Origin of the sequence: Methanofollis ethanolicus (assembly GCF_001571385.1) — an archaeon.
In the GTDB taxonomy this organism is placed as follows: Archaea; Halobacteriota; Methanomicrobia; order Methanomicrobiales; family Methanofollaceae; genus Methanofollis; species Methanofollis ethanolicus.
This window is the reverse complement of sequence record NZ_BCNW01000001.1, coordinates 1,192,410-1,212,052: the sequence shown is the minus strand read 5'-3', so window position 1 is coordinate 1,212,052 and position 19,643 is coordinate 1,192,410. Positions and strand designations below refer to the sequence as shown.

Genomic DNA, 19,643 nt, shown 5'->3' with positions numbered 1-19,643 from the left:
GAGTATCATATGACAACCCACGAGTCACAGGAATACGAGGTGAAGGGCGTCCCCCTTGTCTGCCCGATCTGCGGCAGGAACCGTTTCTGGACGCGCACAACCCTGATGAACACGGCCGGGGCGACTCTCTTTGGCCTCGACTGGGCAAACAGGAACGCGGTCAATTACATATGCGAGCACTGCGGCCATATCCTCTGGTTCTGGCCTGAGGAGTAGATTTTTTTTATCCGGGGAGATCCCGACGTCTCATCTGCGGGATGCTCTCTGATGCTATGAAAGGCAGGGGTGATCAAAAGAGTTCTGGAGAGGTTGACCGGCATCTCCACACGATGGACTGAGCGAATCCCCTGAACCTTTTTTACTTCCTGCCCCCTCTGACACATTCTTCCAGGAGTGCGTTCGTCCTCCTCTGCTCGGCAAGCATCTCCTGCTCTGTCTTCAGGAGCGCCTTCATCAGGTCGAGGGCGAGCATGCTCCTCTTGAAGAGTTCCTCCTTCCTGTCCCCGAAACGTGCCTCGAAGCCGGTGAACTCCCCGGTGGGGTCAGAGACTTCGACCGTCAGGTCCTCGACCGCGATCACCGGTTCGCCCCGCGCCTGGACCTCTTCGAGAAAGGCTGCAAGGTCGTCGGCATCCCCCTCGGCCACCATCTCGACCGTGCCGTCGGGGAGGTTTCTCACATATCCCGCGACGCCGCTCCTGGCCGCACACCCGCTGACATAACTCCTGTAGCCGACACCCTGCACCCGGCCGCGTGCGACGGCATGCACACGCAGTCTGCCTGTTCTCCCGGCAAGGGGGTTCCTGCTCTCCTGCATGGGAGGTACTATGGAAAAAGAGATTTATGGGGGTGACGGTCAGTCTGTCGGAATGGTGCGTGCGGCGCTTGCCTTGAAGGAGGCGGTAACGATCATCCCGGCGGCGAGGCCTTCTTCATCGGCAGAACGCCTGGTAACGAGCGCCGTGAGTGGGAAACCGCAGTCAAGGTGGAGACGGACGAGCGCCCCGCCGAGGGGCACGATGCCGGTGACCGTCGCCTCGAACCTGTTCCGGGCCATGCCTGTGCCCTCGCCGGGGCGTGCGATCGCGACGTCGGCCGCCCCGACGACCACCGCCACTCTCTCTCCGGCAGAGGAGTCTGAGATGGCAGAGATATCGGCATCGCCGACCCGCACCCTGGCAAGGCCGCCCGCGTTCTCTGTCACGGTCCCGTCGAGGATGTTCTCCATGCCGACGAAGCGGGCCACGTCGACGGACCGGGGATCTTCGAAGACCTCCCGCACAGGCCCCTCCTGCGCAAGCCTGCCGTCGATGACCACCGCAGCCCGCGTGGCGAGGCGCAGGGCCTCCTCCCGTGCATGGGTCACCTGCACGATGGTGAGGCCCCTTTGCCGGTGGATACGCGCGATATCGATCATCAGCCTTTCCCGCGTCAGAGGGTCCAGTGCGGAGAAGGGTTCGTCGAGGAGGAGGATCTCGGGCTCCACGGCGAGGGCGCGGGCGATCGCCACCCGCTGCTGCTCGCCGCCGCTCATCGTTCCGGGATAGCGGTCGGCAAGGCGTTCGATCCCGAAGGACGCAAGCAACCTCTCCGTCCGGCTGGCGACCTCCTCCTTCGTGAGTCTCTGCATCCTTGGGCCGAAGGCGATGTTCTCCCGCACGGTCATGTGGGGGAAGAGGGAGTAGTCCTGGTAGACCAGGGCGATCCGCCGCTTCTCCGGCGGCACTGTCGAGACGTCCTCGCCGCGGATGAGCACCTCTCCCGCGTCAGGGAGGTGGAGGCCCGCGATCGCCTCCAGGACCACGGTCTTTCCCGCGCCCGACGGCCCGATGATGAAGTAGTAGTCCCCTTTCTCGATGGAGAGGGAGACGTCCTTCAGGGAAAAGTCGCCAAGGGCGAGGGAGACATGCCTAAACTCGATCATATTTCCTCCCGATAAAGCGGCTTGCTGTCCGCAGGACGATAAAGACGGTGAAACAGGCGAGGATCATCACGAAAGCGACGGTGCTGCTCTCCTTGATCCCGCTCGTCGTGAACCGGTAGTAGATGAGGGTGGAGATGACCATCGGATAGTAGGCGATCATGATGATCGCGGCGAACTCCCCGATCGCCCTCCCCCAGGCAAGGATGCTCCCGTTGAAGATGTCGCGGGCTGCAAGAGGGAGGACAACAGTGCGAAAGGCCGTGAACCGCGAGGCCCCGAGAGTCCGGGCCACGTTTTCGAGGTGGATAGGCACCTTCTCAAAGCCCTCCCGCACCGCGTTGACGAAGTACGGCGAGGCCACGAAGACCATGGCGACGACGATGCCCGGGTAGGCGTCCTCGAAAGAGATGCCGACTGCATAGAATGGGGCGCCGATGAGGCCGCGGCGCATGAACAACAGGTAGACGAGGATGCCCGCCACGGTGTGCGGGAGGATGAGGGGGATGTCGACGATGCTCTCCACGACCCCTTTGCCGCGGAAGTCGGTCCGTGCGAGGACATATGCAAGGGGGATGCCGAGGATGAGGAGGATGAGGACGGCGTTCAGCCCTGCTCCCATCGTCAGGACGACGGAGTCGACCACCTTCGCGTCAGAGGCGACCTTGAGGAGATGGGGGATATCGGAGAGTTCCTTCACGGTCATCGAGAGGAGGGAGAGGACGGTGAGGCCAAGGATCACGCCGCCGATGAGAGAGAAGGAGACCAGGCAGAGGTCACGGAGTACTGAGGTCTGGGCCATGGTAAAAAAAAGGAGAGTTCAGGGGGAAGCGGTGAGGGCCTTCAGTTCGGCCGGGACAGTGCCGAAACCGCCGGCCGGGACGATCGGGGGCTGGCCCTGCGCGTTCATGACCGCCTGCCCTTCGCTGCCGACGAGCATCTGGACGAATGCGATGCCGCCCTCAGGGTTCTCCGCGTTCTTCGGCACGGTCGCGCCGTAGACGATCGGCTTTGCGGTCATGAGGCCGCCGGCAGTCTCGATCGTCACCTTTGCATAGTCGTCGGCGTACGTCACCGAGGAGAGGTCGATCGCCTCAGGGAGTTCGACGAAGTTGAGGCCGTTCTGTTCGGCGACCGAGCGGTACTCCCAGGCATAGTCGATGCCGCCGTTCTGGAGCATCTGGACAAGTTCGACCGACTTCGGTCTGATCTGGAAGGTGTCCTTCGGTTCGGGGGAGGTGGCGAGGAGCGTGTAGGTGCCGTTCTCTTCAGTCACCGTGATGTTCGAGTGCTCGGAGACGACCCTGTCGAAGATGGTGTCGTTACCATAGTGCTGCTCCGCGAGCTGGATCGCCATCAGGGAGCGGTAGCCGCAGGGGTCGAGGTTCGGGTCGGAGCAGGCCCACTGAACGTCGGGCTTCTCCAGGATGGTGTACCAGGTGTCGGCGTTGACCTCACCGGCGTACTTGCTCTGGTTGGTGTAGCAGAGCACGATCTGGTTCTTCGCAAAGGTCACGTACCAGTCGGCAGAGGTTGGCATCATCAACGTGGGGATGAGGGTGTAGTCGGCCGATGCAAAGACGTCGGCGCTCTTGCCGAGGTCGGTGATGTCCTTGACGAGTTTAGTCGAGCCGCCGGGGACGAGCCTGACGTCGACGCCCGGATGCGCCGTCTCATACTGCTTTTCGAGTTCTTCGAAGGGGGCGGCGAGGCTGCCTGCATGGTAGACAGTGATAATCTGACCGGCCGCGGCGGCCGTCGTCTCTACCGGTGCGGTGGTTCCCGCAGGTGTCTGGTTGCCACTGTCGGACTGCGGGGTGGTCGTGCAGCCGCAGAGGAATATGGCGGCGCAGAGGATCAATACCGTTGAAAAGGTCACAATTTTACTATTCATGAGGTATAAACTCGATATAATTCCTGATAACTCTTTTTATGTGTGTCGAGTTAAGGAAACGCCATTAACCGGGTCATCTGTACGGTCACGGCAAGTCTTAACCCTCCCTGCGCCGAACATTTCCGTACTATGTGGAAGGCGCTGGACATAGAGGAATGGAAGAACCAGCGGCGGTCCGACCTTGCAGGGGCGAAGGACGCCGTCGCCGGTATCGTCGATGCGGTGCGGAAGGACGGTGACGAGGCGCTCTACGCGCTCACGAAGAAGTTCGACCACATCGACCTTGAGGACCTTGCCGTCGCCCCCGAGGAGTTCGAGGGCGCGTACGAGGAGGTGGACGACGCCATGGTCGAGAGTCTTGCCGAGGCCGAGGCGCATATCAGGCGTTTCCACGAACTGCAGCGCAATCACTCACTCTGGCTCGACGAGGTGGAACCGGGCGTGATCCTCGGGGTGAAGACGACGCCCCTCGACCGCATCGGCGCCTACGTGCCGGGCGGCAGGGCCGCGTATCCGTCGACCGCCCTGATGACGACGGTTCCGGCGCAGGTGGCTGGTGTGGCAGAGATCTGCGTCTGCTCCCCGCCCCCGATCCATCCCCTCACCCTGGTGGCCCTCGATATCGCCGGTGTGGACGAGTGTTACCGCGTCGGCGGCGCACAGGCGATCGCGGCGATGGCTCTCGGCACGGAGACGATCGACCCGGTCCAGAAGATCGTCGGGCCAGGGAATGTCTTTGTGACGGCGGCGAAGATGATGCTGCGTGAAGAGGCCGAGATCGACTTCCCGGCCGGCCCCTCGGAGATCGGTATCCTTGCCGACGCCACGGCAAAGCCCGCGTTCGTCGCGGCTGACGTCCTCGCCCAGGCCGAGCACGACCCCCATGCCGGGTGCATCCTGGTGACCACCGACCCCTCCCTCCCGGCGAAGGTCGGTGCAGAGATCACGAGACAGATGGCCACGGCAGAGAGGCGCGCCATCATCGAGAAGGCCCTCGATCACTCGGGTTATGTAGTCGTCCGCGACCTCGACGAGGCGATCGCCGCTATGGACGACATCGCACCCGAGCACCTCTCCATCCAGGTCGCCGACCCCATGGCGGCCCTCACCTTGGTGCGGAACGCGGGTTCCATCTTTGTCGGGCCGTACACCGCCGTCGCCTTCGGGGACTACGCCTCAGGCACCAACCATGTCCTGCCGACTGCGGGCTATGCGAAGGTCTACTCCGGACTCGACATCCACCACTTCTGTAAGACCTCGTCCGTCCAGATGATCAGCAGGGAGGGTCTTGAGTGGCTCGGCGGTATCGTGGAGAACCTCGCCTCTGCCGAGGGCCTCCACGCCCATGCAAACTCTGTCAGGATCCGCAGGCGGAAGGACGCCTGAACCCTCTTTTTTTCGGTTCATCGGGCTCTGTTGCATTCCTCTTCTGGAGTGAACATGAGGGGCTGCTCACACCCTTGCCCCGACGGGATGGATCGGCAGAGGACGGAAACCCCCTCAGAACAATCACCGGCCGCCTTCCCGCCCCTATCGCAATACGAGAAACTTTACCCTGCTCTCTCTCGCCGGGGGGAGACCCCCGGACCCCCCCCACGGCGAAGATAGCCGAGGGGCGGCGAATTGCCCGGTTCCCGGCACCTTCAAGGCCAGGAGAAGAGGAATTAAGGGTTTCAAAAGAGCCGTTCATCGTTCATTCCAGTGGGGACATTGACAAGCGGGAACCCCCGGGATAGGGCCGGGGGCGTCTCCGGAACTTATTTTTTCGGGTTAGTTTAACCTGTTCATTTACATTCCCGGCATTGTACAGGAATAATCATGAACAACCCCCCTACACCGGGAGCGGTGCGCTACATCGTTGTCGACAGGGAAAGCCGAAAGACCCTCTGCATCACCCCCTCCTATGAAGAGGCCTGTCAGGCCTGGCAGGAGGAGATCGGCTACGCGGCCGAGATCCATGCTGTCCCGGCTTCGTCGCGGGTGGCGTTCGTCGGGAGAAGGACGAGGGTTGCCGACCCGGAGATCTGTCGCCTTCCCTGGCGGGGCGTTGTGTTCCCTCCTTCGGTCGCAGAGTGATCCCTGGGGCAGGCCTTCACAGGGCCCGAAAAAAATGGGATGGCTCTGGAGAACTCCCGGTCCAGAGCACGGGCGGCAGGTGCGGCCTGTTTGATTTTCCCTTTTTCTCGACTCCCTTTTGTCGTCCTCTCGAACCCTTCACGTTCGGAAGGGTCAGATAAAAACCCTTCAGAATCGCCAGACCGGGCCGCCGCTCCGCCATCCGTTCTTCCGGGTGCCGGGTTCGGCCTCCTTCTGGTCGTCGGCCGCCTCGAGCAGGGTGGCGCTCGTAAGGTCCGCCAGGTGGACGGCCCATGCCTCCGGCGTGTGGCAGGGCACCTCGCCATGGGGGCCGTGGTGGGCCTGGACAATATGAAGCAGGTGGGAGAAGCGCTCCTCAGGAATGCGGCCACGGAACCGGGTAAGATAGGAGACGCCGATGGTGACATGGCCGACGAGGTCGTACTCGGCCCTCGCTGTGAAGGCAAGCCCGGCCTCGTCGAAGCAGAACGCCTTCCCGATATCGTGGAGGAGCGACCCCGCAACGATGAGGTCACGGTCCAGAGAGATGCAGGCAGCATCGCAGGACGCCGCCGCGATCCTGGCCGTCTCCAGGGTGTGTCCGGCAAGACCGCCGCGATACTCGTGGTGCCGCGACTTCGCGGCAGGTTTCACGAAGAACCCGTCCGCGCCGGCGATCGCTTCGAGCACCAGGTCCCGCAGTGCGCCATCGGCGATATCGCCGGCCATCGCCAGCACACCACCCTTCAGTTCGGCCTCGTTCACCGGCGCACAGACGAAGTCCGCCGCAGAGACCTCGTCGGGCGGCACCTCTGCGAGGTCGGCGATCCCTTCGTTCACCGAGACCTGCACCGCGCCGTTGTAGGCCTTTGCAAAGCCCCGGATACGGTAGACAGCCCCGACCTTCAGTTTTTCTGCCGCCGTAGAAACGGCCTCACCGTACCCCTGCACGCCCCAGATGTTGCAGGCGAGAGACCCGGTCCTGTCGGCGACCTGCGCCAGGATATAGGGACTCCCGTCCCTCTTCTGCTTCACTTCGGCAGACCTGATGAGAAAGATCCCGTCGACCTCCTCCCCATCGGCGATATCCCCGACAAAGGTTTCCTTCCGGTTGGCCATTAGAACTCCACCTCAAGCACCGCCTCTTCCTCCTCCTTCAGGTCACCCTTCACTTTCTCCTTATCGAAGGCATAGGCGGCCGCAGGGTCGTACTCCGCGTACAGCCCGCACTTGTCCAGCACATCCACGAACTCGCGGAGGAAGATGCGGGGGATGACGTCCACCCTCCCGCCGAACCCCGTCGTGACACGGTCGATCATCCCCTGCATAAAGCGGTGGGAGACGCGGTTCCGGTCCACCGGTGCGGCGGCGTCGGCATAGACCTCGCAAACCTTCAGGGCCGCTTCCTCCAGCTTCTGGAGGTCGAAGGGACGGAGGCGGATCTGCGCCTGGAGGGGGTTGGCATAATCGTCCGCGCCCACGATCTTCAGGCGGTCGTACAGGGGCGGCAGAGAGCGTATCCCCTTCGACCCCTCGAAGAAGGCCGGCGTGCCGGTGAAGAGGAAGTAGCAGTGCGGCATCTCCCCCCGGTCGACGGCGTCGACGATCTGGCGGAGGTTGCCGTAGCCCTTCGCCCGGAGGTTCGAGGGCAGGGCCTGCACCGTCTCGACCTCGTCCACCGCCACTGCAAGTCCGGCATACCCGGCCGCCCTGATGATCCGCATAAAGCCCCGCAGAAATACGAGCGCCGAGACCTCGTCCACCTCACCCTTCACGCCGGCCGCCTGCCTGAACCTCCTCCCGACATGGGGTTCGCCCGAGAGCCAACCGAGCGCCGCCTGCGCAAGGGGGAAGTCTCCGGCACAGTTTGCCGTGTAGTAGACGCGGAGCGCCGCCGCAAGGGCCGGGTTCACCGCCGAGATGTCGGCAAGGGCCGCCTCGATCCTCTCCACCGTCCCGGTCTTCAGGGCCTCGTCCTCCTCGGAGACCCCGTCAACCTCGATGATCCTCTCCTCGATCGCGAAGATCCAGTCGTCCACGATCTCTTTGAGCGCGTTCTCGTGCTCCGCAGTCCTGAGAGACGAGAGGATCCGGTAGTACAGCGCGCTCTCTTTGTGGAGAGGGGTGTCTGCCGAGATCATCACATGCGCGGTGACAAACCTCTTTTCCCGTGCGATCTCCAGTGCCCGCGCCACCAGGAAAGTTTTCCCGCTCCCGTAATCCCCGCAGACGAATTTGATGTCGGCCCCTCCCGATGCGGCGAAGTCGAGTTGTCTGCCGATCACCTCTTCTTCCACCGACAGGCCGACGGCAAGACGTTCCAGCCCCGATGCAGGCACAGTCCCGCGCCTGAGCGCATTGATGATCCCGATACTCTCTGTCTTTCTCCCGTCCATCAACTCACTTCCCGCAGTAGACATATATCTCGCCGTGCTCGCCCATGCCCTGTTTCTCGATCAGGGGGACGCCGGCGTCGTTCGCTTTTTTGATCAGGCGATTGACCACACCGCTCACCCGGCGGGTGCCGAGCACCTTGCGGAGTTCTTCCTCATTGGTCTCGCGGTGCTGGCGTAAAAAGGCGACCAGCGCTGTTTCGCGTTCGTCAAGACCCAGGTCGGGCTCTTCGACATCGTTTTTGCTCAGGTCGGTTCCTGCTGTGCCGGCACTGGCACCTGCAGCCACCCCACCGCCTCTGCCTTCAAAGGGAAAGACCGGAAGCTCGGCGACCGTCGCCTCCTTACACCGCCATATGACATCGAAGAAGGCGTCCGTGCAGGTGCGGGAGAGGTCCAGCCCGTGGAGGCAGTACTCCTTGCAGCGCACATAATCGCCCCCGGCCAGCGCCACCCCGGCCGCACGGAGGCAGACCCGCGCAAAGACCTCGGTCCCCTCAGGGCCGAGGTGGCCGGTCTCGGTCGAGAACCTCCTGACGAGCGCGTCGAGGAGCCGCCGCCTCCCCGCCCCGCTCTCTTCGTCACCGCCGATGACGGCCTCGGCCACCTTCACGAGGTCGGCGGTCCGCTGCGTGTTTGTGAGAATATGAATGAGGATCTTCTCGCACTCCCGTGTCTCGCCCTGCCGCGCCAGAAACCGTGCATACTCGATCCCGCCGTTGAGAAAGTCAAGCCTGTACGCCCGGTACAGCCAGTCCCGCGCCGTGTCCATGTCACCGAATGAGGCATAGAACAGGCCCGTCCTCGTAAGGCTGACGACGTTCGGGTCCCGGGAGACGGTTTCCAGGTAGCACGCCGGCACGGTCTCCGGAGAATACGCCTTCCTGAGAAACTGTTCATAGGCGGCGACGGACATCTCCAGGGTCTCGGGATCGTCCATCCCGGCGACCCCGTCCCGGATCAATGCCTCGTAGCACTCCCTCGCAAGCTCGGTCTGCCCTGTCGCCGCGATGAGTTCGCAGGCGACGAGCTGGTGGATCGGGTGAGGGCTCCGGGCGAGGAGGCGTTCACAGGCCTCCAGGGCCTCGCGGCACCTCCCCTCCGACGTGAGGAGGAGGACATAGTCGAAGAGAAGGTCGTTGTCGGATATGTCCCCGAGGTACCGGGGAAAGATCTTCAGGGCCTGAGGCCGGTCGAAGGCAGAGAGGGCGGCGAGGTACTGCCGCAGGAACGCCGGGTCTCCTGTCCTCCTGAAGGTCTCGACCGATGCCGCCGCGGCGTCCCGGTGACGACCGGCGACCATCAGGGCGTCGATATACTCGGCATCTGCCCCGGTCCCGCCGAGGAGATCCTGGTAGGCTGAGAGAGCCTCCTCCCCCCTGCCGCACTCGATGAGGGCGCGGATGAGGGAGCGGGCATCATCCTTCTTTCCCGAGACCCGTGCGAGCGCGGAGAGGATCGGAATAGCCGACATCTGGTCGCGTTTCCCGGAGAAATATGCCGCGTAGGCCCTGAGAGCCTCTTCATTTGCCGGGTCGAGTTGGACCGCCCGGGCATAGGCGGCGACCGCCCGCCCGTCCCCCCGCGCCGAGAGCACCCGGCCGAGAAAACTGTGAAGGTACGAGGACTCGGGCATCTTCCTGAGGAGGTCCCTGAGGTGTGCCTCGGCCTCGTTGTATTCCGCGAGGGCAAAGAGGTTTGTGGCGACGAGTATCGCGAGGGAGGTGTCGTCCGAGCCTTTCAGAAGGCGCGTGCACAGGTCGATCGACTCCCTGTACTTCCCTGCCTCATAGAGGGCGAAGGCTTCCTTCCCGGCATCGGTTGGTGGTTGATCGGTCATGCGTGATTGCGAGTACTTCACCGCACGCCCCAATAAGGGTAGTGAAAAAAGTTTACCTCTCCCGGCGTCAGGCACTCAGGCGTTGAGGAGTTCCTGCAGCATGCGGGAGAGTTCGTCGATTCGATATGGCTTCCCGATACTCCCGAAGAGCCCGAACGTCTTCGGGTTCCTGACAACCGGGTCGTTCAGGTAGCCGCTCGATACCACCACCTTCACCGCCGGGTCGAGTTCGCGGAGGCGGGTGAAGGTCTCCTCACCGCCCATCCTGCCGGGCACGGTCAGGTCGAGGATGACACCGTCGAAGGGCTTCCCCTCTCTGAGCGCCTCCTCAAAGCGCGTCACCGCTTCTTCGCCGTCCTGTGCCGTGGTCACCGTGTAGCCGAGATGCCGGAGAATGTCGCTGGTGGTTTCAAGAATACCTGCTTCGTCGTCCATCAGCAGGATCGACCCGATCCTGCCCGACGTTATGACTTCGGGCTTCATCTCTGCATGTACACTATGTGCAGATGATGGCAGATAAAGGGAGAAGATTGTCCCGGCGCCGGTTTCGGACGCCACGTCCATCCAGCCGCCGTGATTCTTGATGATGGGCAGGGCGACCGCAAGGCCGAGGCCTGAACCATGCTTTTTGGTCGTGAAATAGGGGTCGAAGATCCGCCCCAGATGCTCCTTCTGGATGCCGACGCCCTCGTCTTTCACCGTGATCCGCACGTACGAACCTATCGGAAGAGGGACGGGGTCGTTCCCGGACACCTCCACGACCTGTGTCCCGATAGTCACTTCACCGCCGCCGGGCATCGCCTGGTCGGCATTGATGATCAGTGCCTGGATCACCTGGAGGATCTGGGCAGGGTCGGCGTCCACCGGCATCGGCCCGGGCCCGAGGTCGAGCCTGCAGGTGCTCTTCGAGCCGCGGAGAGCGTAATTTGCCGCTTCACGGATGATGTCGGCGACATCCAGCGTGTCTTTCCGGGGTTCTGTCCTGTCGGAGAAACTGAAGAGTTGCCGCGTGATCTCGCCCGCCCGCATCGTCGCCGCCTCGGCCTCGGTCAGGCGGTGATAGACGAAATCGTCGGGTGAGAGTTTCATCCTTGCGAGGTTGAGATTGCCCATGATCAAGGTGAGAATATTGTTGAAGTCGTGCGCGATCCCGCCGGCAAGTTCGGAGAGGGAGAGGAGTTTCTCTGTCCTGACAAACTCCTCCTCGGCTTTTTTCACCTCGGTGATGTCGCGGCCGACGGCCTGATACTCCGAGACGTCACCGTCAGGGGTGAAGATGGCCCGCAGCGTCCACTGGTGCCACCGCACATCCCCGTCAGGGTGCCGGGCGGCGCCTTCAAGGGTAACGCTCTGCCGGCCACCCGCAAAACGCCCGGCAAGGGAAGTAAAGAGATCTTCGCAGCCTTCGGGGAGGAGTGCGGCGACAGAAGACCCGAGTATCTCGTCCCTGCTGCGGCCGAAGGAGCGGCAGCACGCCTCGTTCACGAAGGAGAGGTGCAGGTCGGACCCGAACCGGCAGATCCATTCGGTCTGGTCCTCGACCACGCCGCGGTAGCGCGCCTCGCTCGCCCGGATCTCCTCCTCCATCTGTTTGCGCGCCGTGATGTCCTCGGCGAGGACGACAAGCCCCCTCTTCCTGCTGTCCGCGAGCGGCCGGGCATTCCAGAGAAGGACTTTCGCCTCACCATTTTTCGCCCGGATCAGGAGTTCCATGTTCTCGATCCGTCCACAGGAGGCGATCCTCTCACGGATGTCGTGCGTGAGAGTGTCTCTGGAGACGGTGTCCGGGATGAGTGTCTCCCAGACCCTATCGATGCGCTTTCCGACCATCTCGTCCCGGTCGAACCCTGTGATCTCGGTCGCCGCCTTGTTCCAGACACTCACGTCCCCTTCCTCGTCGATGACGGTGAGGAGCATCATGGCGTTCTCGATGACACTCTCCCTGAACGAACTGAGCGCCCGTACATGCTCTTCCGCGCGTTTGCGTTCCGATATCTCCATTCCGAGGAGTTCGTTTGCCCGGGTCAGTTTCTCGGTCCTTTCGAGGACGAGTTCCTCAAGGTGCGTCCGGTACTTCGCAAGTTCCTCCTCGATCTCGATCCGCTCGGTGATGTCGGCGAAGGAGAGCATGATGCAGAGAGGTTCGTTCTCCTCGTCTGTCACCATGTTTGCCGATACGCTGGCATGGAAGCGTTTTCCTCCCTTCTTCTTCCCGACCAGTTCGCCCATCCATCCGCCGTCCCTGTCGATGCGGTCGAGGATCTCGGCGATCTGCTTTTTTTGCACCCAGAACCGGTCAAGCGGCTTTCCCACCACTTTCTGGATATCCTCATAGCCCCATTGTTTCAGGGCTGAGTGATTTGCAAAGACGAGGTCGCCCTCGAGATCGGTGATGATGATCGGGTTGATCGAGGAGGTGACAGCGCTGTCCATGACCCTGAGGGCCTCTTCGATTCTCTTCCTCTCCGATATGTCGATCGCCGACCCGATGAGTTCGACTGCCTTCCCTTCTTCGTTTCGGATTACCCGTACTTCAGAGTGGACCCAGCGGTACTTCCCGTCCTTGTGCCTGATCCTGTACTCGAAGGTCCGCCTGCCCTCCTCGAGGAGTGCACTATATTCCTCGCCCTGGACGCGCGGACGGTCAGCAGGGTGGATGTAGGTGGACCAGAATGTGGAGTCGAAGAGGATCTCCTGCGGCTCGAAACCGATGAGGCCGGTGATGTTCTCGGTCACAAAGGTGATCGGGCCCATCCCGCGTCCTGTGGTCGAGGGTTCCGCCGAGAAGATCGCCACCGGGCTTGAGGAGAGGATGTGCTGGAGACGCGATTTTGTCGATTCGAGTTCGACCTCGAGACGCCGCCGCTGGAGCGCCACCGAGGAGAGGTGGGCGAAGGTCTCGATCGTCGAGACCGATTCCAGGCAGACCTCATCCCTGAGAACGACGACCACGCAACCGAAGAGTTCGTCGCCCCGTGCAATCCCCATGACATATTCTTTCCTGCCGGTGCCTTTTGCGAAGGTATCGACAATCGTACCGACCGGTCCGGCGAGGAGGCTGGACTTCCCTCTTCCTTCCAGCGGCAGGACCACGCCCCTGCCGAGGTCTTCGATGAGGTCGGCCGGGACAGAGACGGTCATGCCCCTGCAACTGCGTGCCAGGGAGTAGAGGCGGGGAGAGTGGTCCTCGTCGATACCGGAAACCGCTCGCACGGTGAGTGTCGTGTCCAGGTCGTCGTACCGGGAGACTATGGCGAGTGACCCTTCGAGGAGACTGCAGAGGCGGTCCGCGATATAGCGGTAGATCTCCTCTTCGGGCGGCAATTCGACGAATCCCATGGCCGCACTGGAAAGGAATGAAAGTTCTCTGACGTACTGGATCTCCCTTTCTTCGGCGTGTTTACGTTCACTGATATCGTGAATGACGCCCATGACCCCGACAGGCGACCCGTCACCTGCACGCAGGGGATTGATCCGCACTTCCACCCAGACCCGACTGCCATTGGGACGGTGCGCCTCCAGTTCCATGACGCGCGCGAGGGGTTCCCCGTCGTCTGCGACCGTCAGGATCTCGCATGCGGCCCCGGAGAAGACGTCGCCGTCGCCCGCGGCGAAGCAGTCGGTCACCGGGCGGTCAACCAGCCCTGCGGCAGGCCAACCAAGGAGACGTTCGGTCGACGGGCTCACATAGGTGAACCTGAGGTCAGGGTCAAGGGTGAATATGACGTCGGTAGCGTTCTCGGCGATCAGCCGATAGCGGTGCTCGCTCTCCCTGAGTTCGACCTCGGTCTCGTTCTGCTCGGTGATGTCGATGAGAGAGATGATGGAGTATGTGGTCTCCGGGATGAGGGAGACATTGACGATCATATCTCTCGGGGTGCCGTCCTTTGCATATGCCCTGCATTCATAGGACTTCGGTATGTCCCCGGCCCCGGCGCGCCTGAGTTCGTGGAAGTGTCTGACCATCTGGCGGTCTTCCTCGTCGACGCAGGAGGTCCACATGAAGCCGTTCCTGAGATCGTTGGCATTATACCCGAAGAGGCGCTCGAACTCGGCGTTCATCCTGACGATAGTCCCCTCGTTGTCGAGAAGGAAGGTAGCGGTCCCGGTGGTCTCAAGGAGTGTCTGGTAGGTGACCTCCGACCGCCGCGCCGCCTCCAGCGCCGTCTGCTCCCCGAGGTACACCCCGATCACTCCGCTGACGGCGTGGAGGAAGGCGTCCCCACCTGAGGGCACCTCTTCTTCTGCCGCGTGCCTGATGCGGAGTTTCCCCCCGGCACTGTCCGGAGGGATGGGAATGATCGTCTCTATATCTTTCTTTTTTCGGCGCCCTGCCTCGGCAAGGGGTATGCCCGGGGCCTCTATCCCGATCCAGGAAGACCAGGGGGCCGCCTCCAGCACCAGGCGCGCGGCCCCTGCAAGGACGTCTCCGGCATCCCGCGTTCCGTCGATACAGAGGGCGGCGAGGGCGGCAAGGGCGGAGAGGCAGGATGGCCACGCGTCCATACCTGCGCCGTCTGCTGCGCCGGGCATCTCCCTCTCCCTGCACCATGCCCACTGGACCTCTGAGAGCGAGCCGTCCGGGAAGAAGGTGCCGCAGAGCCTCCATGCCCCGCCCGGCGAGGGGACCACGGCCGTCGGTTGCGCCGCGGAGAGTTCGCCGAGGCGTGCGTCCACTTCGGATGCCGCCGTGCCGGGCAGGAGTTCCCGTATGTTCTTCCCGCGGACAGCCTCCTTTCTGGTGCCTGTCATCTCACAGAACGTCTCGTCGGCCGTGACGACCGCAAGGTCTGGCCCGGTTGTGCAGGTACATATGCCGCAGGCTGTGGTCAGGTTTTTCAGCCTCTTCTCGTTCCGGAGGAGTGTCTCCTCGGCCTGTTTGATCCCGGTGATCTCGCGGAAGATGTCGAGTCTCAAGCCCTGCAGTGCGTTCCCGGAGATGACGTGACTGGAGTAGGTAATCCACCGTGACCCGACACCGCGCAAGGGCCACTCCGGCCCCCTGCACTCGCGGGACTTCCGGTAAACCGCCTCGATCCTGACCCTGAAGGACTCCGGTTCCTCAAAAAGGGGAGAAAGTTCGGATTCCATGACCTCCATGACGTCTCTCCCGACGATTTCGCCGGGAGAGAGCCCAAAAATACGGCCGAAGGTCTCGTTGGCGTAGATGATCGTCCTCTCCTGACCGCTGATGAGGATGCCGTCCCCCGATCGGTCCATTGTCAGGAGCAGGTGGGAGATACCTGACTCCAGACGGTCAATGTTCGAACTCTCCACAGTATATCCGCTCCCACGTCCCGTATGGACGAGGTAGCCATCAGCACTTATAATGGTTATGTATTTCCCATTTGCCGCCACCCCTATCTTTATTGCCGGGAGTATCCTCTGTTGCGCTGTTTCTCTTCAGGGATCTCTGCAGGAAACAGTCTTTCACGCGCTTTCGTCTTTCGGATGCGGCGTGCGGGAGGGAAAAAGAGGTCTTCAGGGGGAGAGGAGGGAGAGGACCGCGGCGGCGAAGGCCTCCGAGGCAAAGGGTCCGTTTGCCGTGACGACCTGCCCGTCCACGACGACGGCATCGTCCGTGAGTGTCGCGCCGCCCCGCTTCATCTCGCTGGCCGATCTCGGGCTGTTGAAGACGGTCGCTTTCTTGCCTTTCAGCACGCCTGCACGGGCGAGGACGACCGGGGAGAGACAGATCGCGGCGACGACTTTGCCCTCGGCGGCGAAGGCCTGCACGAGACCGATAAGATCGTTGTTGCCCCAGAGAAAGTCCTGAGACCCGATGCCGCCGGCGATGACGATCCCGTCATACGTCTCAGGTGCGACCTCTGCAAAAGTCACCGTCGCTTCGGCCGCACCGCCGAGCATCCCCTCGCATGTGCCGGTCTTCGTCGAGGCGATCACGGTCTCCACGCCGGCCTCGGCGCATGCCTTCTGCGGGACGAAGAGTTCTTCGTCGCGGAATCTATCCGGTGCAATGGCGAGTATGAGTTTCATACCACTCAATGGGAGATTTTTCCCAATAACTCTATCTATGCAGACAGACGGTTGGCGCGCCTTCATTCCTTCGGTGCGGGCGCGCGTACCCGCCGGTGCATCTATCGGTCGGAAAAAAAGGGGAGATCACTGGTGACCGCGGAGGTGGCCGGGGAGGGCGGTGCCGGGCCTGTACTTCTCCGCCATTGCAAGGGCGGTCTCGCGGAGGGCCTGGTGGTCGGTCAGGCAACTGGCGGGGGGCGCTTCCTTCCGGAGTATCTGGGAGGTGTTCTCCGTGATCTGGATCAACTCGGTTGCGATCACGGCGTTGAGCCAGATGAGGTCTTTGAGCATCTCTTTCTCGTCCGAGTCCATGAATCGGTATGGGTCCTTCTCCTTTATGGCTCTTTCAGAACCCGGGAAAGATTATGCCGGAGACGGCCCAAAATATACTCTATGGGATATCTTCAGGAGATCACGACAAAAGGACGGATGGCCAATCCGTTTTTTGTTCTGATGGGTATCGACGCCGTATCTTTCGGCGAGGGCGAGGCCGTCCTCTCTATGGAGGTACGGCCTGACATGCTCAATGGTGCGGGCTGGCTTCAGGGCGGTGTTTACACCGCCCTTTCCGACGAGGCGATGGCCCTCGCCCTCACCACCCTCCTCGACGACGGCGGCCGCATCGCCACGATCTCCGAGACGACGCAGTATTTCAAGGGGGTGCGGGACGGCACCGTCAGGGCAACGGGCCGTGTCGTCAGAAAAGGTCATGCCGTCGCCTTTGCCGAGGGCGAACTCACCGGCGCCGACGGCGCCCTGCTCGCGCGGACGACCGCCTCCTTTGCAGTCATGGGGCAGAAGTCGTGAACAGGACAAACAGAAAAGGAATATCTCCTACCTTTAGAGGATACCTGGAGAAATGCGGTTCAGTCTGTGCCGGGCTTCTCCTCTCCCCCTCCACTACAACTATAATCCTCCGGTGAGATATATTTGTATACGACGAGATCCGCGGGGAATTTGTTTTGAAGTATATATTCGTTACTGGCGGCGTAATGAGCGGCCTTGGCAAAGGCATTACTGCGGCATCGATAGGGAGGATCCTCAAGAACCGGGGCTACCAGGTCACGGCCATCAAGATTGATCCCTACCTGAACATCGATGCAGGCACGATGAACCCCGCCCAGCACGGCGAGGTCTTCGTGCTCAGCGACGGCGGCGAAGTCGACCTCGACCTCGGCAACTATGAGCGGTTTCTCGACATCGAACTGACGCGGCCCCACAACATCACGACCGGAAAGATCTACAAGACTGTTATCGAGAAAGAGCGTCACGGCGACTTCCTCGGCAGCACGGTTCAGATCATCCCGCACATCACCGACGAGATCAAGGGCCACATCGCAAAGACGGCCGAGGCCTTTGAGAACCACGGTCACAAGGCCGAGGTCTGCCTCGTCGAGGTCGGCGGGACAGTCGGCGATATCGAGAGCATGCCGTTCCTGGAAGCGGTGCGGCAGATGCGCGGCGAACTCCCGGCACAGGACACCGCACTCGTCCACGTGACCCTGGTCCCGGCAGACACGATGGGCGACCTCAAGACCAAACCGACCCAGCACTCGGTCAAAGCGCTGCGTGAACTCGGTCTGCGGCCGGACATCATCGTCTGCAGGAGCGACCGCGTCCTGCCCGGCCATTCCAGGCGGAAGATCTCCGACTTCTGCGATGTCCCGATCAGCGCGGTCATCAGTGCGGCCGACGCACCCGACATCTACCAGGTGCCGATGGAACTTGAAAAAGAGGGGATCGCAAACGTCATTCTCGACACTCTCGGCCTGGAAAAGCGCGGCGTGGACTCCGAGTGGTACCACACGGTGACGGCCGAGTACACGAACAGGGCGACGATCGGGATCGTGACCAAGTACGGGATCGAGGATGTCTATCTCTCGATCAAGGAGGCGCTGAAGCATGCCGGCCGCGCCCTCTCGACAGAGGTGCGGATCCGGTGGCTGGACGCCGAGACCTTCGACGACCATGACCTTGCCGAACTCGACGGCATCCTTGTGCCGGGCGGGTTCGGTTCGCGGGGCGTCCCGGGCAAGATCCGCGCTATCCAGTATGCACGGGAGAACCGGATACCCTTCCTCGGCATCTGCCTTGGTTTCCAGATGGCGGTCGTCGAGTTCGCCCGTGACGTCCTCGGCTACAAGGACGCCATCTCGGAGGAGTTCGGGCCTGGCACGCAGGTCATCGCCATCCTGCCCGAGCAGGAAGAGGTGAAAGACCTCGGCGGGACGATGCGTCTTGGCGACTGTCAGGTCGATGTGGCGACCGGCACGACGGCCTGGGACCTCTATGGGAAGACCGGGATCGTCGAGCGCCACCGCCACCGGTACGAGGTGAACCCCGAGTATATCGAGGAGATCAAGACGGCGGGTCTGGTCTTCTCCGGGAAGAACGGGAACAGGATGGAGATCCTGGAACTGCCTGGCCACCCGTTCTTCTTTGCGACCCAGTTCCATCCTGAATTCAGGTCGAGACCGACACGGCCGTCGCCGCCGTACCTCGGCTTCGTGAACGCGTGCAGGGAAAATAAAGAGATAAAACAGTAGAGGAAGTGCAATGGTGAAGGTAGAGAAGTTCATCGAGACCGCGATCGAGGAGATCAAGCGGGAGGCCGGGGACGAGAAGGTTGTCGTCGCCCTCTCCGGCGGTGTCGATTCGTCGGTGTGCGCAGTGCTTGCAAGCCGCGCGATCGGGAAGAACCTGATCCCCATCTATGTGGACACCGGTCTGATGAGGAAGGGCGAGAGCGAGCGGATCTGCGAACTCTTCTGCGACCTCGGGCTGAAGAGGGTCAATGCGGCCGACGAGTTTTTCGCGGCCCTGAAGGGGATCACCGACCCCGAAGAGAAGAGGAAGGCCATCGGCGAGAAGTTTGTGCGGATCTTCGAGCGCGAGGCAAAGGCGACGGGTGCGAAGTACCTCCTCCAGGGGACGATCTACCCTGACAGGATCGAGAGCGAGGGCGGGATCAAGAGCCACCACAATGTCGGCGGCATGCCCATCGACATGCTCTTCGAGAAGGTCATCGAACCTCTCCGTGACCTGTACAAGGACGAGGTGCGGGAGGTTGCCGGGGCCGTCGGTCTGCCGGCCGAGATCCAGCAGAGGATGCCCTTCCCGGGTCCGGGCCTTGCGGTCCGCGTCCTCGGCGAGGTCACGCCCGAGAAGATCGCGGTCGCCCGCGAGGCGAACGCCATCGTCGAGGAGGAACTGGTGGAGCGCTACCAGCCGTGGCAGTGCTTCGCCGCTCTCCTTGGCCGGGGGACCGGTGTCAAGGGCGACATAAGGTGCTTCGGCTGGGTCGTCGCCATCAGGGCGGTGAACTCCCGCGACGGCATGACCGCCGACCCGCTGGAGGTGCCGTTCGGGGTGCTCACCGAGATCGCCGGCCGGATCACCTCGGAGATCGCGGAGGTCTCCAGGGTCGTCTACGACATCACCCCCAAGCCCCCTGCGACTATCGAATATGAGTGAGGCGAC

The 19,643-nt window shown here is 62.3% G+C and carries 16 protein-coding genes; 6 read left to right on the top strand and 10 right to left on the bottom strand.

Features of this window, described 5'->3' with window-relative positions:
* The first annotated feature begins 9 nt into the window (after positions 1-9).
* The gene (locus MEFOE_RS06015) at positions 10-216 is read left to right on the top strand and encodes a hypothetical protein (RefSeq protein ID WP_067049706.1); all 207 of its coding nucleotides are present in this window, start codon (positions 10-12) and stop codon (positions 214-216) included.
* Positions 217-358: 142 nt separating this feature from the next.
* Here the strand turns inward: MEFOE_RS06015 and MEFOE_RS06010 are convergent, their stop codons facing one another.
* Genes MEFOE_RS06010 through wtpA form a run of 4 tightly spaced genes read right to left on the bottom strand, consistent with a single transcriptional unit; the run spans position 359 to position 3,815 of the window.
* Positions 359-817 (bottom strand): acylphosphatase, encoded by a 459-nt coding sequence (locus tag MEFOE_RS06010; RefSeq protein WP_083523358.1) that lies wholly within the window; start codon positions 815-817, stop codon positions 359-361.
* 39 nt (positions 818-856) lie between these two features.
* Entirely contained in the window at positions 857-1,924 is a 1,068-nt protein-coding gene (locus tag MEFOE_RS06005) for an ABC transporter ATP-binding protein (protein WP_067049703.1), read from the bottom strand.
* Positions 1,911-2,723 (bottom strand): ABC transporter permease, encoded by an 813-nt coding sequence (locus tag MEFOE_RS06000; RefSeq protein WP_067049700.1) that lies wholly within the window; start codon positions 2,721-2,723, stop codon positions 1,911-1,913. Before MEFOE_RS06000 ends, MEFOE_RS06005 begins: the two co-directional genes overlap by 14 nt.
* Positions 2,724-2,741: 18 nt before the next feature.
* Entirely contained in the window at positions 2,742-3,815 is a 1,074-nt protein-coding gene (gene wtpA, locus MEFOE_RS05995; protein WP_067049698.1) for a tungstate ABC transporter substrate-binding protein WtpA, read from the bottom strand.
* Positions 3,816-3,944: 129 nt separating this feature from the next.
* On the opposite strand from wtpA, the gene hisD reads away from it, so the two are divergent.
* Both hisD and MEFOE_RS05985 read left to right on the top strand, forming a co-directional pair.
* Positions 3,945-5,201 carry a histidinol dehydrogenase gene (gene hisD / locus MEFOE_RS05990; RefSeq protein ID WP_067049695.1) on the top strand — a complete coding sequence of 419 codons (1,257 nt, stop codon included), beginning with the start codon at positions 3,945-3,947 and terminating at the stop codon, positions 5,199-5,201.
* 432 nt (positions 5,202-5,633) lie between these two features.
* Positions 5,634-5,891, top strand: a complete 258-nt coding sequence (locus MEFOE_RS05985; protein WP_067049692.1) for a hypothetical protein — start codon at positions 5,634-5,636, stop codon at positions 5,889-5,891.
* Between the two features lie 168 nt (positions 5,892-6,059).
* Here MEFOE_RS05985 and MEFOE_RS05980 read toward each other — a convergent pair whose 3' ends face one another.
* The 6 genes from MEFOE_RS05980 to MEFOE_RS05955 form a co-directional block, all read right to left on the bottom strand.
* Positions 6,060-7,010: an HD domain-containing protein gene (locus MEFOE_RS05980; RefSeq protein ID WP_067049689.1), complete on the bottom strand. Its 951-nt coding sequence runs from the start codon at positions 7,008-7,010 to the stop codon at positions 6,060-6,062.
* A complete protein-coding gene (gene brxD / locus MEFOE_RS05975; RefSeq protein WP_083523357.1) occupies positions 7,010-8,287 on the bottom strand; it encodes a BREX system ATP-binding protein BrxD in 1,278 nt (425 codons plus the stop codon). The genes MEFOE_RS05980 and brxD overlap by 1 nt, the downstream gene beginning before the upstream one ends.
* Before the next feature lie 4 nt (positions 8,288-8,291).
* A complete protein-coding gene (locus tag MEFOE_RS05970; RefSeq protein WP_067049683.1) occupies positions 8,292-10,124 on the bottom strand; it encodes a tetratricopeptide repeat protein in 1,833 nt (610 codons plus the stop codon).
* Positions 10,125-10,199: 75 nt separating this feature from the next.
* Positions 10,200-15,401 carry a PAS domain-containing hybrid sensor histidine kinase/response regulator gene (locus MEFOE_RS05965; RefSeq protein WP_067049681.1) on the bottom strand — a complete coding sequence of 1,734 codons (5,202 nt, stop codon included), beginning with the start codon at positions 15,399-15,401 and terminating at the stop codon, positions 10,200-10,202.
* A 204-nt stretch (positions 15,402-15,605) separates the two neighbouring features.
* On the bottom strand, positions 15,606-16,121 hold the full coding sequence (locus MEFOE_RS05960) for a DJ-1/PfpI/YhbO family deglycase/protease (protein WP_067049678.1): 516 nt from the start codon (positions 16,119-16,121) through the stop codon (positions 15,606-15,608).
* Positions 16,122-16,247: 126 nt separating this feature from the next.
* Complete coding sequence (locus tag MEFOE_RS05955; protein ID WP_067049675.1) at positions 16,248-16,475, bottom strand: hypothetical protein; 228 nt, start codon at positions 16,473-16,475, stop codon at positions 16,248-16,250.
* An 81-nt stretch (positions 16,476-16,556) separates the two neighbouring features.
* On the opposite strand from MEFOE_RS05955, the gene MEFOE_RS05950 reads away from it, so the two are divergent.
* The 3 genes from MEFOE_RS05950 to guaA all read left to right on the top strand — a co-directional run bounded on the left by MEFOE_RS05950 (position 16,557) and on the right by guaA (position 19,637).
* Entirely contained in the window at positions 16,557-16,970 is a 414-nt protein-coding gene (locus MEFOE_RS05950) for a PaaI family thioesterase (protein WP_067049673.1), read from the top strand.
* 155 nt (positions 16,971-17,125) lie between these two features.
* The gene (locus MEFOE_RS05945) at positions 17,126-18,709 is read left to right on the top strand and encodes a CTP synthase (RefSeq protein ID WP_067049670.1); all 1,584 of its coding nucleotides are present in this window, start codon (positions 17,126-17,128) and stop codon (positions 18,707-18,709) included.
* 10 nt (positions 18,710-18,719) lie between these two features.
* On the top strand, positions 18,720-19,637 hold the full coding sequence (guaA, locus tag MEFOE_RS05940) for a glutamine-hydrolyzing GMP synthase (RefSeq protein WP_067049667.1): 918 nt from the start codon (positions 18,720-18,722) through the stop codon (positions 19,635-19,637).
* The last annotated feature ends 6 nt before the right edge of the window (positions 19,638-19,643 follow it).